The sequence below is a fragment of the Vibrio sp. Vb0937 genome (assembly GCF_033338855.1).
The window spans coordinates 134,693-151,348 of record NZ_JAWOTK010000004.1 but is presented as its reverse complement, the minus strand read 5'-3'; the positions used below and the strand labels follow the sequence as shown (position 1 = coordinate 151,348).

General features: G+C 44.8%; 13 protein-coding genes. 5 read left to right on the top strand and 8 right to left on the bottom strand.

The features are described from left to right. The first annotated feature begins 253 nt into the window (after positions 1 to 253). Positions 254 to 979 carry a helix-turn-helix domain-containing protein gene (locus R7P67_RS08980; RefSeq protein ID WP_130545037.1) on the top strand — a complete coding sequence of 242 codons (726 nt, stop codon included), beginning with the start codon at positions 254 to 256 and terminating at the stop codon, positions 977 to 979. Between the two features lie 148 nt (positions 980 to 1,127). Beyond that, positions 1,128 to 2,819, top strand: a complete 1,692-nt coding sequence (locus R7P67_RS08975) for an AMP-binding protein (RefSeq protein ID WP_031779037.1) — start codon at positions 1,128 to 1,130, stop codon at positions 2,817 to 2,819. A 68-nt stretch (positions 2,820 to 2,887) separates the two neighbouring features. Here R7P67_RS08975 and R7P67_RS08970 read toward each other — a convergent pair whose 3' ends face one another. Further along, entirely contained in the window at positions 2,888 to 3,088 is a 201-nt protein-coding gene (locus R7P67_RS08970; RefSeq protein WP_224721253.1) for a DUF1127 domain-containing protein, read from the bottom strand. 106 nt (positions 3,089 to 3,194) lie between these two features. On the opposite strand from R7P67_RS08970, the gene R7P67_RS08965 reads away from it, so the two are divergent. Continuing rightward, a complete protein-coding gene (locus R7P67_RS08965) occupies positions 3,195 to 4,142 on the top strand; it encodes a LysR substrate-binding domain-containing protein (protein ID WP_213871655.1) in 948 nt (315 codons plus the stop codon). Between the two features lie 96 nt (positions 4,143 to 4,238). Here R7P67_RS08965 and fusA read toward each other — a convergent pair whose 3' ends face one another. Both fusA and radA read right to left on the bottom strand, forming a co-directional pair. Beyond that, positions 4,239 to 6,329, bottom strand: coding sequence for an elongation factor G (gene fusA / locus R7P67_RS08960; protein WP_005386444.1), 2,091 nt, complete (start codon positions 6,327 to 6,329; stop codon positions 4,239 to 4,241). 215 nt (positions 6,330 to 6,544) lie between these two features. Beyond that, entirely contained in the window at positions 6,545 to 7,924 is a 1,380-nt protein-coding gene (radA, locus tag R7P67_RS08955; RefSeq protein WP_005386443.1) for a DNA repair protein RadA, read from the bottom strand. Between the two features lie 136 nt (positions 7,925 to 8,060). On the opposite strand from radA, the gene R7P67_RS08950 reads away from it, so the two are divergent. Continuing rightward, on the top strand, positions 8,061 to 10,409 hold the full coding sequence (locus R7P67_RS08950) for a PilZ domain-containing protein (protein ID WP_238970088.1): 2,349 nt from the start codon (positions 8,061 to 8,063) through the stop codon (positions 10,407 to 10,409). Between the two features lie 63 nt (positions 10,410 to 10,472). On the opposite strand, the gene serB is transcribed toward R7P67_RS08950, so the two are convergent. Beyond that, a complete protein-coding gene (gene serB / locus R7P67_RS08945; protein ID WP_005391681.1) occupies positions 10,473 to 11,453 on the bottom strand; it encodes a phosphoserine phosphatase in 981 nt (326 codons plus the stop codon). A gap of 91 nt (positions 11,454 to 11,544) precedes the next feature. Between serB and R7P67_RS08940 the strand changes: the two genes are divergently transcribed. Next, positions 11,545 to 12,150: a YtjB family periplasmic protein gene (locus tag R7P67_RS08940; RefSeq protein WP_005391677.1), complete on the top strand. Its 606-nt coding sequence runs from the start codon at positions 11,545 to 11,547 to the stop codon at positions 12,148 to 12,150. A gap of 95 nt (positions 12,151 to 12,245) precedes the next feature. Here R7P67_RS08940 and deoD read toward each other — a convergent pair whose 3' ends face one another. The 4 genes from deoD to deoC all read right to left on the bottom strand — a co-directional run bounded on the left by deoD (position 12,246) and on the right by deoC (position 16,600). Continuing rightward, positions 12,246 to 12,965, bottom strand: a complete 720-nt coding sequence (gene deoD / locus R7P67_RS08935) for a purine-nucleoside phosphorylase (protein ID WP_005380140.1) — start codon at positions 12,963 to 12,965, stop codon at positions 12,246 to 12,248. A 143-nt stretch (positions 12,966 to 13,108) separates the two neighbouring features. Continuing rightward, positions 13,109 to 14,329 carry a phosphopentomutase gene (locus R7P67_RS08930; protein ID WP_017820430.1) on the bottom strand — a complete coding sequence of 407 codons (1,221 nt, stop codon included), beginning with the start codon at positions 14,327 to 14,329 and terminating at the stop codon, positions 13,109 to 13,111. Positions 14,330 to 14,397: 68 nt separating this feature from the next. Then, positions 14,398 to 15,726 (bottom strand): thymidine phosphorylase, encoded by a 1,329-nt coding sequence (gene deoA, locus R7P67_RS08925; RefSeq protein WP_005380134.1) that lies wholly within the window; start codon positions 15,724 to 15,726, stop codon positions 14,398 to 14,400. Positions 15,727 to 15,823: 97 nt separating this feature from the next. After that, complete coding sequence (gene deoC, locus R7P67_RS08920; protein ID WP_005380133.1) at positions 15,824 to 16,600, bottom strand: deoxyribose-phosphate aldolase; 777 nt, start codon at positions 16,598 to 16,600, stop codon at positions 15,824 to 15,826. Positions 16,601 to 16,656: the final 56 nt, after the last annotated feature.

Below are 16,656 nucleotides of genomic sequence, written 5' to 3'. Positions count from 1 at the left end.
CATCAAGAATTAGGGGGGTTAGGACTTTTTTGCCAAAGGTTAGTACTTTCTTGCCTGTCTGCGCTTCAGAGGCGAAATGTATCATAAATAAGACACATCACTGTAAGCTATGTGACACATTTCACACTTGCAGTATGACTATATAAGCCTAAGCTTAATAAACGAAAGGGTGAGGTCTGAAGCTCAAGGAATGAGGCTCGACTGACCTCAATGCATACTAACATTGGTGTAGTACGTACTGAGCAGGATTCATATGGATAAACAGACCAAAGCTTACTGGATAGGAGAGACCCTTTGCTCGCTGCCGGAACAATTTCGTTGTGAGTTTGATGGGTGCTTTGACATTATGGACTGCAGTAAAGATATCTCAGTCCTCAGTGATAAAGAACATAGCTATTTCTTTTACTACATAACCTGTGATCATCAAGAGCACTTGAAAGGTGTTATAACGCTCTGTAAAAACCTCGACAAAAAACTAATCGTCGTATCTCCAAAAGATACGGCTCCTCACTTGCCGCCCAAGCATATTTGTGCGGAATATTATAAGTTGAACGAGCTCACTCTTCCTATCTGGCTTTCACAAATAAAATTGAAATACTTTTTGCATAGTAAAGTAGACGAAGAACAAATCTCGGTAGATAAACTTTTCTCTCGAAGCGGCAAGTCAAACTTTTCAGACGTAGTCCATTACATCGCCAATAACGTTCATAAGGACCTAAGAGAAGAGGAAGCAGCCGCTCTTTGTCATTACTCGCCGAACTACTTTTCCAAAGTTTTCCACCGTAAAGTGGGTATGTGCTTTCGTGATTATGTCACGGCGAAACGCATTTCATTAGCTAAGAAAATGCTAATTGAAAATGAATCGATGAAAATTGCTTACATTGCTTATCAGTGCGGGTATCGAGACGTTTCTTACTTTTCTCGAATTTTTAAGAAAAAAACAGGTCTGTCTCCAGCAAATTATCGACAGCAGTTTTAGGCTTTATTTGTAGCAACTGTCAGAACAACTAACGCTATCTTCCCCACATATTTCATCAAAATGCATTCCCGTGTCGCGATTTAACATGCTAAAGTTAACAATGCGTTAACAATTATAAATACAATGAGAAGACATGGAGTCACTTAAAATGAATCAGCCGAATCTAAATAGCGCTGCTGGTTGCGCTCTCCCACCACCAAATGAAATGATCCTCAAATGGGCTCAAGAGCGTCCAAATGAGGTCTACCTAAAACAAATTATTAACCGACAGTTTGTTGAGTACACATTCTCTGATGTTGCAGATCAAGCCTTAAAACTTGTCAGCGCACTACGCTCGCTTGGTGTAAAGCCTGGCGACAAAGTCGCGTTAGTATCTAAAAACTGTGCAGAATGGTTTATTTGCGATCTTGCTATGATGCTTGGTGACTATGTCAGTGTGCCAATCTTTCCTACCGCCGGTGCAGACACCATCGAATACTGTGTGACTCATAGTGAAAGTAAAGCGATCATTGGCGGAAAACTCGATGATCCCAAAGCAACTCAGCAAGTCATTGATGCTATGCCTGAACTCATTAGCATCGCTCTACCTTATGACACGGCACCTAAGTGTAAGCACGAATACCAAGCGCTCATTGCTGATGCAGTGCCAAGTGAAGAGCGTCCGCAGCATTACGATGACAAGCTAATGTCGTTGGTGTATACCTCAGGCACATCAGGGTTACCGAAAGGCGCGATGCTAACTTACGGCGCATTCAGTTGGTCTGTTCAGCAACTTATCAATCATATTGGTATCCAAGAAAACGACCGATTGTTCTCTTATTTACCGCTCGCTCATATTACAGAGCGTGTTTATATCTTCGGTTCATCGATTATGGGTGGCGTGCCAACAGCATTTCCAGAATCACTGGACACTTTTATCGAAGATGTGAAGATGCACCGACCAACTCTGTTTATCTCCGTCCCACGATTATGGACGCTATTCCAGCAACGTATTCAAGACAAACTTCCACAGAAGAAGCTCAATATTCTGTTGAAAATCCCATTCGTCAATTCTTTGATCAAGAAAAAGCTAGCAGATGGTCTAGGTTTAGATCAGGCTCGAGTATTAGGCTGTGGCTCCGCACCTGTATCGCCAGCGCTGTTGGAATGGTACCACTCAGTGGGCCTTGATATCACAGAGGCTTGGGGGATGACGGAATCATTTGCCTACAGCACGCTCAACTACCCATTTAGAGCTGACAAAATCGGTAGTGTCGGTAATGCAGGGCCAGGCATTGAGTTAAAAATCGCAGCTGATGATGAAATCATGGTGCGTGGCAAAGGGCTATTTTCTGGCTACTACAAAAATGACATTGCCACCCAAGAGTCTTTTGATTCAGAGGGCTGGCTACACACAGGCGATATCGGCGCTATCGACTCAGATGGTTATCTAACGATTCAAGGCCGTAAAAAAGATAACTTCAAAACCGCCAAAGGTAAATTTGTCTCTCCGGTTCCTATCGAGAAAAAGCTTTTCGAGTACAGTCGCGTAGAGATGATGTGTCTCATCGGTTTAGGGCTACCCGCTCCGATTCTTTTGGTTGTGCCACATGACTTCCCTAACTTTGATCGAGAGCGATACGCACGTACCACACGTAAAGTTATTGCCAGGATGAATCAAGAACTCGCCTCTCATGAGCAAATCAAAGGTGTGTTAATGATTAAAGAACCTTGGAGTATAGAAAATGGCGTACTGACGCCAACGCTTAAAATTAAACGTCATGTGCTCGAACAAAAGTATCATGAGATAGGCCACAATTGGCCAAAAGATGAATTGGTCGTGTGGGAAGAAGACTTGTAATTTTGCTTGCACTCCTCAACACCATTGGGGAGTGCAACTTAACTTTGAGCTTGAATCAAACTCATAGACTACTCTCTCCAGAATGGCTTACTCACTTCACAACTAATCTCCCTTTCACCTAATCCAATATCGTCCCAAAGGTGCTTTGGTAACTCTCTCAAGTGACGACGTGTCTTATAGTTCCTTCTCCAAGCCGCCAGTTTAGAATAAATTAACTGTAACCCGCTCTGATGGGCAGTAGGTATAGTACGCTCACAAGTGTGTGTCATGTTTTCCATTTCAAAGATCCCTATACAATGTTGACCACTTAATAATCAGCGACTACGCTGATATCCTCAAACGATAGAATCTGCCATAGAGTTAAGGAAAACTAATGTGAAAGATCGAATGCCTCCCTTACAGGGCTTGTATTACTTTTTCGTTGCAGCAAAGGAAGGAAGCTTTAAAACGGCAGCAAAAGAACTGTTTGTTACGCCAGCGGCCATTAGTCAGCAAATTCGTCATTTAGAAGAGTTCTTAGGCACGGACCTATTTGTTCGTCAGCACAGAAAAATCGTGCTCACACCTGAGGGAGAGCTACTGTTTACTCAGGCAGAAAGAGGGTTTGCTCATTTGCAGCAAGGGGTTAGATTAGTCAATCAAGATCCAAACCCGAACCACCTTTCGATATCAACACTCCCCTCTTTCGCTCATCATTGGTTGGTCCCGAAAATTACGGCTTTTCGCCAGCGTCACCCTGATATCGCCTTGCTATTAGAACCAACCAATGATTTGGTGTCTTTTCAAGATAGCCAGATAGATTTATGTGTTCGTTACGGTTTAGGAAAATATCCCAATTTAGAATCACAATGGCTGATGGACGAAGCTTTTTATCCTGCTTGTCATCCGGTGTATCAGAAAGAGCACGGGATCTATAACATCGAGGATTTAAGCAAAGCTGAGCTGATTGAAGATGTTTGGCCTGATCTTGATTGGAATATGTGGTTAGCAGCCTTGGGTCACAGCGCAGCAAAGCCTACCTTAAAATACAGTGGATCACATCTCGTGCTTGAGGCTGCACTATCACTTCAAGGCGTCGCATTGGTAAAACACAGTTTAGCTCATCAATATTTTCGTTCTGGCAAATTGGTCCGAATTGGAGATATCGCTATCAAGCCCAACTTTGCGTATTACTTGTGTGCGCCAAAAGGCTACTTAAAAAGACCTAAAGCTCAATTGTTTGCGCAATGGTTGAAGGAAGAAATAGAAATATTTGAAAAGTCAGTGGTACCAGACTTTAAGACCATTGACCTAAAAGGCAACAGTACTAGAACGGCATCATAACAATCATCAAAACAAACACGCTCTGCGTATAAGACTGCTAGATACAAAAAGCCCCGCACTAAGCGGGGCTTTCAAGTTATAGAGTTAACTTAAGAATTACTTCTTAGCGTTACGCTCTTTAACGTCAGCAATTACTTGCTCTGCAACGTTTGTTGGACATGGTGCGTAGTGTGAGAACTCCATAGAGAACTGACCACGACCAGAAGTCATAGTACGTAGAGTACCGATGTAACCAAACATTTCTGATAGAGGTACATCACCCTTGATACGTACGCCAGTAGACGCTGCTTGTTGGTCTTTGATCATACCACGACGACGGTTAAGGTCACCGATTACGTCACCAACGTGATCTTCTGGAGTGAACACGTCAACTTTCATGATTGGCTCAAGAAGTTGCGCGCCAGCTTTAGGCATAGACTGACGGAATGCACCTTTCGCTGCGATTTCGTAAGCGATAGCTGAAGAGTCAACTGCGTGGAAACCACCGTCGAATAGTTCAACTTCAACGTCTAGAGTAGGGAAGCCAGCTAGAACACCGTGCTCCATCATTGACGCAAAGCCTTTCTCAACTGCAGGCCAGAATTCTTTAGGTACGTTACCACCAACAACTGTAGATTTGAACGTGAAGCCAGAGTTTGGCTCACCTGGTTTGATGCGGTAGTCGATCTTACCGAACTGACCAGAACCACCAGACTGTTTCTTGTGCGTGTAGCTATCTTCGATTGCTTGAGTGATAGTTTCACGGTAAGCAACCTGTGGAGCACCAACTTCTAGCTCAACGCCGTAAGTACGCTTAAGGATATCTACCTTGATGTCTAGGTGAAGTTCACCCATACCTTTCAGGATAGTTTCGCCTGAATCTTCATCAGTCTCAACTTGGAATGATGGATCTTCTGCAACCATTTTACCGATCGCGATACCCATCTTCTCAGAACCGCCTTTATCTTTAGGCTTAACTGCGATAGAGATTACTGGATCTGGGAAGATCATTGGCTCAAGAGTACATTCGTGCTTAGGATCACATAGAGTGTGACCAGTTTGAACGTTCTTCATACCAACTACAGCGATGATGTCACCAGCTTGTGCTGAATCGATCTCGTTACGCTCGTCCGCGTGCATCTCAACCATACGGCCGATACGCTCTGTTTTACCAGTTGCAGAGTTAAGGATTGTGTCACCTTTCTTCATCTTACCAGAGTAGATGCGGATAAAGGTTAGAGCACCGAAGCGGTCATCCATAATCTTAAATGCAAGAGCACGTAGTGGCTCGTCTGCAGATACAGTCGCAACTTCACCAGTTGGCTCACCAGTCTCTGAATCAGTTAGAGGCTGTGGATCAACTTCTGTTGGAGATGGTAGGTAATCAATTACCGCGTCAAGAATAAGTTGGATACCTTTGTTCTTGTACGCTGAACCACAGTAAGTTGGGAAGAATGCTAGATCACGAGTACCTTTACGGATACAACGTTTGATGTCTTCTAGAGATGGCTCTTCGCCTTCTTCTAGGTAAGCCATCATTAGATCTTCGTCTTGCTCTAGAGCAGTTTCGATTAGCATTTCACGGTATTCAGCAGCTTTCTCTACCATGTCTGCTGGAATATCTTGAACTTCGTAGTTCTCTGGTTGGCCAGACTCATCCCATACGTAAGCTTGTTGGCTTAGTACGTCTACAACACCTACGAAATCTTCTTCGATACCGATAGGTAGAGTCATAACTAGAGGTGTAGCACCTAGTACGTTCTGTACTTGATCTACAACTTTGTAGAAATCTGCGCCCATACGGTCTAGTTTGTTAACGAAGATCAGACGTGATACGTGTGATTCGTCAGCGTAACGCCAGTTAGTTTCTGACTGAGGCTCAACACCACCAGAACCACAGAATACACCGATACCACCGTCAAGTACTTTTAGAGAACGGTAAACTTCGATAGTGAAGTCAACGTGTCCAGGAGTATCGATGATGTTTAGACGGTGATCGTTCCAGAAACAAGTTGTTGCTGCAGACTGGATTGTGATACCACGCTCAGCTTCCTGCTCCATGAAGTCAGTAGTAGTTGAACCGTCGTGAGTGTCACCGATCTTATGGATCTTACCAGTTAGCTTTAGGATACGCTCTGTAGAGGTAGTTTTACCCGCGTCTACGTGAGCAAAAATACCAATGTTTCTGTATTTTGATAAATCAGTCATTGTCTTACTCTGTTAATAAGGTATAAAGTGCGCGCAGAGTATATCACATTCTGTCAATACTGATACCCTTGCGTGCGGATGGAAGAAAAAAAATTTTAACGTGAAATTTCCGTCCCCAAAGCATAGTCAAACACAGCAATTTATGTACTTTATTCGCATTTTATTGAGGACGGATAGAACGGTTTGTGATTGCACAAATACCATTCTTATGAGCATTACAGCTCGTCAAAAGCCTCTATAGCTTCCGACAATTTCTTAACGCCGTGAATTTGCATGCCAGGGATGCCACCTTTCGGCATGTTGGCTGCTGGCACAATGGCTTTCTTGAAACCATGTTTGAACGCTTCATTCAAACGCTCTTGCCCACTTGGCACTGGACGGATTTCGCCCGCAAGCCCTACCTCACCAAAAATCACCACATCTTTAGGGAGTGGACGGTCACGAAAACTCGATAAAAGCGCCATAACTAAAGCAAGATCAGCGCTCGTCTCCGTCACCTTAACACCGCCAACCACATTAACAAAGACATCTTGGTCTGCCATTTGTAAGCCACCATGCTTATGCAACACAGCGAGCAAAAGTGATAGGCGGTTCTGCTCCAAGCCGACCGCAACACGACGAGGGTTGGCTAACTGCGAGTAATCCACCAGCGCTTGAATCTCTACTAGCAGAGGGCGCGTACCTTCCCAAACCACCATGACGGAAGAGCCTGATGTTTCTTCTTCACCACGAGAAAGGAAGATCGCTGATGGGTTACTCACTTCCTTCAATCCTTGGCCTGTCATTGCAAATACACCAAGCTCATTCACAGCGCCAAAACGGTTTTTATGACTACGCAAAGTGCGGAATCGGCTATCCGTTCCACCATCGAGTAGTACCGAACAGTCGATAATGTGTTCAAGAACTTTGGGGCCCGCAAGGGTACCATCTTTTGTTACGTGACCAACAATAAATACCGCAACATTATTCTGTTTTGCGTATCGTGTCAGAGCCGTCGCAGATTCACGTACCTGAGCAACACTGCCAGGCGACGATTGAACATCAGAAACGTGCATCACCTGAATCGAGTCTATTACCATTATACGAGGCTGCTCTTTTTCGGCGATTTGGCAAATTTTGTCGACGTTCGTTTCCGATAGCATTTTTAAATGATCTTTCGGCAAGCCCAATCGGGAAGCACGCATTGCCACCTGCTGTAATGACTCTTCACCGGTTACGTAAAGCGTTGGCATTTGCGCAGATAAACTACACATGGTTTGCAACAGAAGGGTTGATTTACCTGCGCCAGGGTTACCGCCAATCAAAATTGCGGCACCTGGCACAACACCACCACCCAACACGCGGTCAAGCTCTTTAAACCCACTGGTGAAGCGAGGTACTTCTTGCAGATCAATTTCGGATAGCGTTTGAACCGTAGCTTCTGTTGCGGAACCAGCGTAGCCGCTTAAGCGTTCATTGCGAGCAACGGTTGGCGATGCAGCGATACGTACTTCTGTTATCGTATTCCATGCACCACATGCGTTACACTGCCCCTGCCAACGGGGAAAGTCCGCGCCACAATCATTACAAACATACGCTCGTTTTGCTTTCGCCATGATGCCTCAATTTTTTCTACAAATGTGACTAAGCACAGCCAAGTCAGACCTGAACTGAAATGAACTATTGATATACTTAAGTATTACTTCGCTTAGCCGATACAATTTAAAGTAACGACATACTCTAACAGAAATAATGCAGCAATCTGAAATTCTCTCGCTCGCAGAACGACTCATTCCCGTTTACGGTACGAATGACTTTGACTTTGTCCTTGGCCAACTGACCGAGGAAGAGCCGCCTTCGGCCAAAATTTTGGTTAAAATGGAACTTAACCGCTTAATGGCTCCATGCAAAAAAAGCATTGATTTGCGAGGTCGCGTTCAAGGCGAATGTCGCGAGTATATTTTGGATGGTATTCCACATTGGTTGGATGATGTTGCTTTCAACGCTTACCATAAAAACATCAAAAAGTTTGGCTGCTACACGGAAGGAATGTGGGAAGCATTGGTCAACACGCGAAATAACTTTCGCGTAATGAGCAAGCGCCTTACTCAGCAAAAAACGCAATCGTTAACGGATCCTAAAAGCCCGTTCTTAGCAGAACCCGTTCACCTAGGCTACGATTTAAAGCGCCAAGAAAAACGCTTGAAAGTCCAATCTCAAGTTGAAATTTGCCGTTCTAAAGGACAGCTTCTTCATGGATTAAGCATTGATTTATCTAGCTCTGGCGCAAAGTTCAAAGTCCCGAGCGCATTTAAATATAACCTTGGGGAAATTATTCAGGTCACGTTTACTGAATTTGCCAGCAAATCTAACGTTGCAGGTATAGAGAAACCGCTTGCATACCGCATACTCGCGGTTGATGACTGTTACGAAAATGACTCAGTTCGATACCTCAGAACCATACGCTTAACTGATACCAATGTCGTCACCAGAGTGATAGATGAAGCGCTCAACAGTGCTGCTAAAAGGGCTCGTCACGACAATCAAGACAAGATTATTCGAGCTCGAACTCGCGGTTATGAGCACATCGCACTAAAGCACACTAGCAGCTTGCCTCTATTCTTTGATGGTAGTGACCTAAAATTAGCAATGTTAACGCCAAACAATCAAAAGCTTTGGCAATACTGGCACGATGAGAGAAACCAGCAAATGTTTGGTTCCTTATTCAACGAGCAACGCATCGCGTCACTCATTAAGCCTGGTGTTAAAGGAACAACCAATGTCCTTTATTCATTTACTCACGAGCACGAGAATCGAACCTATTTCTATTCGATGTTTCGCCCAGAAGCAACTCGCGAACAGCGCCAGCTATTTTGGCATTTAGGTGGCAAACGAGAGAGTTGGCGCGCCTTTAGAATTTCAATCTTTGAACTATCAGAGCAAGAACAGGAAGACCTAGCAGCATTCTCTCCAGAGTTGGCAGAAACGTCTCAATCACTGACTCATATTGGTATTTTGCAAGAAATTGCTGACGAAAAGTCAGGGCAGGATTACCTGCTAACTGAAAAGCCGCGCTTACCCGCTAATACATTAAACGCGTTTCGCCATCCGAGAAGAGTTATCGGCAATCCAAAGGGCATTTATTTTGATGCAAAGTCTCGTCGAAAAGAGCCTCGTTATCGTTTTAAAACACCTTTAGAGTTGTACTCAGGACAGACTAAAACAGGCGGCAGTACTGTTGACCTTTCCAAACGAGGACTCGGAATTAGGCTAAGTGAGCCCACAATGTTACGTTCTGGGCAAGAGGTAAGAATCAACTTTCGAGAATTACAACTCTACGATAAAAAATTGCCGTTAATGTCGGTGCCATACCGAGTAATTCGTGTAAGCCCAGACGGTTGTAGCGTGCAGCTAGTTATTGATGAAAGCAGCCAAACCATGAAGGTAATCGCTTTTTTCAACAGCATTATCGAGCACAATCAAGACAAGCTAATCCCGCAAAAAGAGACGCTACCAAGTAATGCTCTACTTGAAAGGCTACACTGCATGTTGCTCTCGCGTACGCTGAGCACGCCCATTTTTATCAGTAAGAGTACGTCATCTTCAATCAAAACCCCCGTTATCGGGGTGAACTTGCCGCTACCTAAACACATTGAGCTTTTTGCCCGTCTTGGGCATGACCAACTGTTGTCACTTGAACCTATCTTTAAAGGCCGGACAAGCACATTAATCGCAGAGCCAATAAAACGTGTAGAAGGTGCTCAAGCCAGACATCAGGATATCTACATAAGCGCCGCAAAAGTAGGCAATAAAATTACAGGCATTGAGTCAAAGCTTCATCAAGAGTTCAACAGCGTAAAAGAGCGGATTCAATTTATAAAGAAAGCCCGAATGATGGGTGACTTTTACGTGATTCGCCTTTCTACTGCGCCAATTTTCGATCCGATGACATCATTACTGCAACAAGATTTAAGTGACTTAACCCAATTTGGCGTACATCAAGCGAGCAAGTTAGAAAAAGAGTTAACAGCGCTCGTTGGTTACAGTGAATTTGAAGACATTACTGAAGAGGTTGTAATTAGATTGGAGTTAACCGAGTAAATTCAAAGTCATACCAAATTGAAAAAAAACACCGCCTTTCTGGCGGTGTTTTTGAATGGATGGTTAAGGTTTAGCTTTCCAGCTGACCTTTTGCTGCTTCACCAATGCGCCAGATAAAATACAGAGCACACCGCCCAACCCTGCAAAGCGAATCGCTGATTGCGCTTGAGCTTCCACTTTTGGTTTTGCGTGATACGCAATCCCTAATCCTGCCACCGACATCATCACAAGATCATTAGCGCCATCACCGACAGCAACCGTGTTGTGCTGCTCAATTTCATATTCATCCGCCAGTTCCACTAGAATGTCAGACTTCATCTGCGCCGTTACCACATCGCCAAGTACTTTACCCGTGAGTTTGCCGTCAATAATTTCTAATTGATTGGAGCGAGCAAAGTCTAAGTCGACTTTATCTTTGATGTAATCAGAGAAGTAAGTAAAACCACCGGAGGCAATCGCTGTTTTCCAGCCCAAGGCTTTCAACGTCGCAATTAGCGCTTCAAAGTCCGGCATGAATGGTAACTGGGCACGAACTTGTTCAAGAATTGATTCATCGGCACCTTTGAGCTTACCAACTCGCTGACGTAAACTTTGCTCAAAATCCAGCTCACCTTGCATGGCACGTTCAGTGACTTCAGCGACCTCATCCCCTACTCCTGCCAGTTTCGCGATTTCATCAATACACTCTATCTGGATCGCCGTTGAATCCATATCAAATACAATCAACCCTTGGGTTGATAGATCGGGCACTTCATTAAGCGAGGCGTAATCTAGGTTGAGACTTTGTAAGATCGTTTCATGTTGAGGAGTCAACTCTCCGGCCATCAGGGCTACTTCATATTGGCCAACTTTCCACGTTTCTAGTATTGGGTTGTAAAAGCCGGTGAAGAAATCAATGTCTTCGAAGTGACTTGGCGAAAGGTACTCAGCAAATACGATCCAGTTTGCTTTTGCTTTATCTAATTGGGAGGCAAATCGAGTCTCGGGTAATCGTTTTAAAAGTGTCGTATGTTTTCTGATAGGCAAGCTTTTTGACGCGTCCATGTATATAATCCCTTATGACTTTGCTAAAACGTTACCTCAACAAACTAAAAAGGCAAGTCTTTGTTTTATTTTAAATGGATGAGTAAAGAGCATGAGTGAATCTTTGTTCTCAGTAAGGAATGCCCTAAGAATTCTGGCACTAATCCTACTGTGTGTGATGTTGTTTATCACAATAAAAAACAGTGTTGTGATCAGTAAGGGTAATGAGAAAATTCAAGCACAACAGCTTGAAACACTCACCAAAGTTTTGATTTCACAGGCGTCTCTTTCTGCCAGTGAGATGATTTTAACTAAAGATCAAGAACGATTACTTCAGCTAACAAACCAACTAGCACAAGACCGTTTAGTGTTTGATGCAACAATCTACGATGCACAGGGTGTACGTTTAGCGTCTAGTGAAGAGGCATTATCGGTACGCGAAGTTCTTGGCCTGGATACGCCTTTGGCAACAGCTTCCATTGGTCGCCAGCAGTTGGTTGAACCAGTTTTTGCAGATGGTGCGCTTATCGGTTTTGTTCGCGTGACTTTTGAGACGGGCCGGGTGACGGCTATTTCTGACCACCACTATCGCAAGAGCGATCGTTATATGTACATGATGGTCTTAATGAGCTTTGTCTGTGGTATGTTGTTCATCTTGATTTTACGTCGACAACCGATACGTCGTAAAAAAGCGCCAAACCTGCTGCTAACCAAGTAACTAGGTAGCGCTAACAACTCATATAAAAACAGCCCGCAATGTGTGGGCTGTTTTTTTAGCTCTTGAGAGCGAAAAATAGAATGACTCTTCGTCGCTTACTCTTCGTCACCAAGCAATACTGAATCTAGTGCGATTAGCATCATGTCGTTGAATGTCGTTTGACGCTCGTCAGATGTAGTCTGTTCGCCAGTCTTGATATGATCAGAAACCGTACAGATTGTCAGAGCTTTTGCACCGTATTCTGCCGCAACACCGTAAATACCAGCCGCTTCCATTTCAACACCAACAATGCCGTACTTGTCCATTACATCGAACATTTCTGGATCTGGCGTGTAGAAAAGCTCTGCTGAGAATAGGTTACCAACTTTAACGTCAATACCGCGAGCTTTTGCAGCGTCTTCTGCCGCACGAACCATGTTGTAGTCTGCGATTGCCGCGAAGTCATGACCTTTAAAGCGGATACGGTTCACTTTAGAGTCAGTACATGCACCCATGCCGATCACAACATCACGCACTTTGATGTCTTCATTCACTGCGCCACAGCTGCCAACACGGATGATTTTCTTCACGCCGAAGTCTTTGATTAGTTCAGTCGCGTAAATCGAGCATGATGGGATACCCATACCGTGGCCCATTACCGAGATCTTACGGCCTTTGTATGTGCCTGTGTAACCAAACATATTACGAACGTCACACACTTGAACGACATCTTCAAGGAAAGTCTCTGCGATGTATTTTGCACGTAGTGGATCACCAGGCATCAGTACGACGTCTGCAAATGCACCCATTTCAGCATTGATATGTGGAGTTGCCATTTTCTTTTCCTTAACCTTTCTCTAGCGCTCCGCGCTTAAGGCGATATAAGCCAGAGTATTCTCATTTCCGACAAGCAGCATTTACATACTGCAAACATAAAACTAGGAGCAATCAAGCTCCTAGTTTTCAAAAACCTAACTAATTATAGGAAGTTCTTACCGTAATCCATTGGAGAAGTACCGAAGTAACTTGCCAATGTTTGACCGATATCTGCGAATGTTTCGCGGCGGCCAAGAGAACCAGCTGGTACTTTTTGACCATAAACCAATACTGGGATGTGCTCACGAGTATGGTCAGTGCCTGGCCATGTTGGGTCACAGCCGTGGTCTGCCGTTAGGATAAGCACATCGTCTTCTTCCATAATCTCTAGCACTTCGTTGATACGACCATCGAAGTACTCAAGTGCCGCTGCGTAACCCGCTACGTCACGACGGTGACCGTAAGCTGAGTCGAAGTCTACAAAGTTAGTGAATACGATCGTGTTGTCGCCCGCTTCTTTGATTTGCTCTAGCGTTGCTTCGAACAATGCAGGGATACCTGTCGCTTTCACTTTCTTAGTGATGCCGCAGTTTGCGTAGATATCAGCAATCTTACCAATAGAAACCACGTTGCCTTGCTTCTCATCAACGAGCTTCTGAAGAACCGTTGCTGATGGTGGCTCTACAGAAAGATCACGACGGTTACCTGTACGCTCAAATTGACCTTTACCAGCACCAACGAATGGGCGCGCGATAACACGACCAATGTTGTAATCTTCTAGCTCTTCACGTGCGATTTGGCAAAGCTCTAGTAGACGGTCTAGACCGAAAGTCTCTTCGTGACATGCGATTTGGAATACAGAGTCAGCAGACGTGTAGAAGATTGGTTTGCCAGTCTTCATGTGCTCTTCACCAAGATCGTCAAGAACTTGAGTACCAGACGCGTGACAGTTACCTAGGAAACCGTCAAGACCTGCACGCTCAAGAATGCGGTCAGTCAATTCTTTCGGGAAGCTGTTTGCTTTGTCAGTGAAGTAACCCCAGTCAAACAGAACAGGAACACCTGCGATTTCCCAGTGACCAGACGGCGTGTCTTTACCTGAAGAAAGCTCTGCTGCATGACCGTATGCACCAATGATTTCAGCGTCTGCGTCTAGTCCAGGTGCGAAGCGACCTGTCGATTCTTTATGCGCCATTGCCAAACCAAGTTTCGATAGATTTGGAAGGCGAAGTGCACCTTGGCGATTGTCGTTATCTGCTAAGCCTTTTTCACATTGGTCAGCGATGTGACCTAGTGTGTCTGAACCTACATCACCAAATTCTTTAGCATCGGCAGTTGCACCGATACCGAATGAGTCTAGTACTAAAATAAATGCTCTTTTCATTGCTCGTTCCTTAGGCCCACTCGGCTTTTTATTATGGTTGAGTAGGCCTTGTGTAATTACTTGTTCTATTAGATATCTTCTGCACGAATTTGGCGGTAAACCTCTGGAGTTGGTGTGTATTCACCACCTACTTTGATTGCACTGCGCAGTGCTTTTGCCGCTTCTTCCCATTGCTCTTCAGTGCGAGCGTGGATGACCGCAAGAGGTTTATCACTGTCTGCGACCTCACCTAGGCGGATGAACTCGTCGAAACCAACTGCGTAGTCGATTTCATCAGTAGCAACTCGACGACCACCACCCATAGCAACCACAGCCATGCCGATAGCACGTGTATCCATTGCAGAGACAATGCCCGTTTCTGTTGCGTAAACTGGCTTGATGATTTCTGCTTTTTCTAAGTAGTTGTCGTAGTTTTCTACGAAGTCTGCTGGGCCGCCTAAGCCGGCAACCATCTTGCCGAAGCACTCAGCCGCTTTGCCGTTATCCAGCACTTCCATCAGTTTTGCGCGTGCGTCTTCTGTGTTCTCAGCAAGCTTGCCAAGTACTAACATTTCAGCACATGAAGCCATGGTCACTTCAAGTAGACGAGGGTTACGGTATTCACCCGTTAAGAAACGAACCGCTTCACGAACTTCCACTGCGTTACCCGCTGAAGACGCCAATACTTGGTTCATGTCCGTAAGAATTGCCGTAGTCTTAGTGCCAGCACCGTTTGCTACCGCAACGATTGATTTTGCTAGCTCTTCAGACGCTTCGTAAGTTGGCATAAATGCACCTGAACCCACTTTTACGTCCATCACTAGCGATTCCAGACCCGCCGCCAGTTTCTTAGAAAGGATCGACGCCGTAATCAGGGAGATATTGTCTACCGTTGCGGTAATATCACGAGTCGCGTAAACACGCTTATCCGCAGGAGCAAGGTCACCAGTTTGACCGATGATCGCCACACCAGCGTCTTTGGTTACTTGACCAAAAACATCGTTGCTCGGCGTAATGTTGTAACCAGGGATAGATTCAAGTTTATCCAGCGTACCGCCTGTATGACCAAGACCGCGGCCAGAGATCATAGGTACGAAACCGCCACACGCTGCCACCATTGGGCCAAGCATTAAAGAAGTTACGTCACCCACACCACCGGTTGAGTGTTTGTCGACAATTGGACCACCGAAGTTCATGTGGCTCCAGTCGATAACCATGCCCGAATCACGCATTGCACACGTTAAGGCGATGCGCTCATCCATGGTCATTTCATTAAAGAAAATCGTCATAGCAAACGCCGCAATCTGACCTTCAGATACCGTGTTGTTCGCTACGCCTTGAATAAAGAAGTTGATTTCGTCGGCGGTTAGGACTTCGCCGTCACGTTTTTTACGAATGATTTCTTGTGGTAAATACATTAGTGCCTCCCAAGCTCTTTTGAGCCATGGTTGTAGTAGGATAGAAGAGGTTTGGTAGCACCCGTTTAGGTGCTACCGTTCAGACGCATTATTGGAATTAGTACGCTGTTGGATCAGCGACGTCGTCCGATACTTCTAATGTATTTAGTAGGTTGGTTAGCAGGCTAGACGCACCAAAACGGTAGTGACGAGCATCAACCCAGTTGTCACCTAGGATTTCGTCAGCCATTGCTAGGTATGCTGCTGCGTCTTCAGCAGTGCGCACACCACCTGCTGGTTTGAAACCAACAGTTTCTGCAACACCCATGTCGCGAATAACTTCAAGCATCATGCGAGCGTATTCTGGTGTTGCGTTTACTGGCACTTTACCAGTTGAAGTTTTAATGAAGTCAGCACCTGCTTCAATACAGATTTGAGATGCTTTCTTGATTAGTGCTTCTTCTTTTAGTTCACCTGTTTCGATGATCACTTTAAGAAGAATGTCACCACAAGCTTCTTTACATTGCTTAACTAGTTCGAAGCCTACTTTCTCATCACCCGCCATTAGCGCGCGGTAAGGAAAAACTACGTCAACTTCGTCTGCACCGTAAGCAACCGCCGCTTTTGTTTCAGCAACTGCGATTTCAATGTCGTCGTTACCATGTGGGAAGTTCGTTACTGTTGCAATACGAACCTCTGGCGTACCTTGCTCACGAAGTGTCTTCTTAGCAATAGGAATAAAGCGAGGGTAAATACAAATTGCAGCTGTGTTGCCTACTGCTGTTTTCGCGTCATGACATAGTGAGATCACTTTTGCATCAGTGTCATCATCATTCAACGTAGTTAGGTCCATAAGTTTAAGTGCACGTAGCGCTGCTGCTTTTAAATCGCTCATTTCTATCTCCGATCAATATTCAAAAAATTCACTACTCAGCCTTACATCACGTCTTT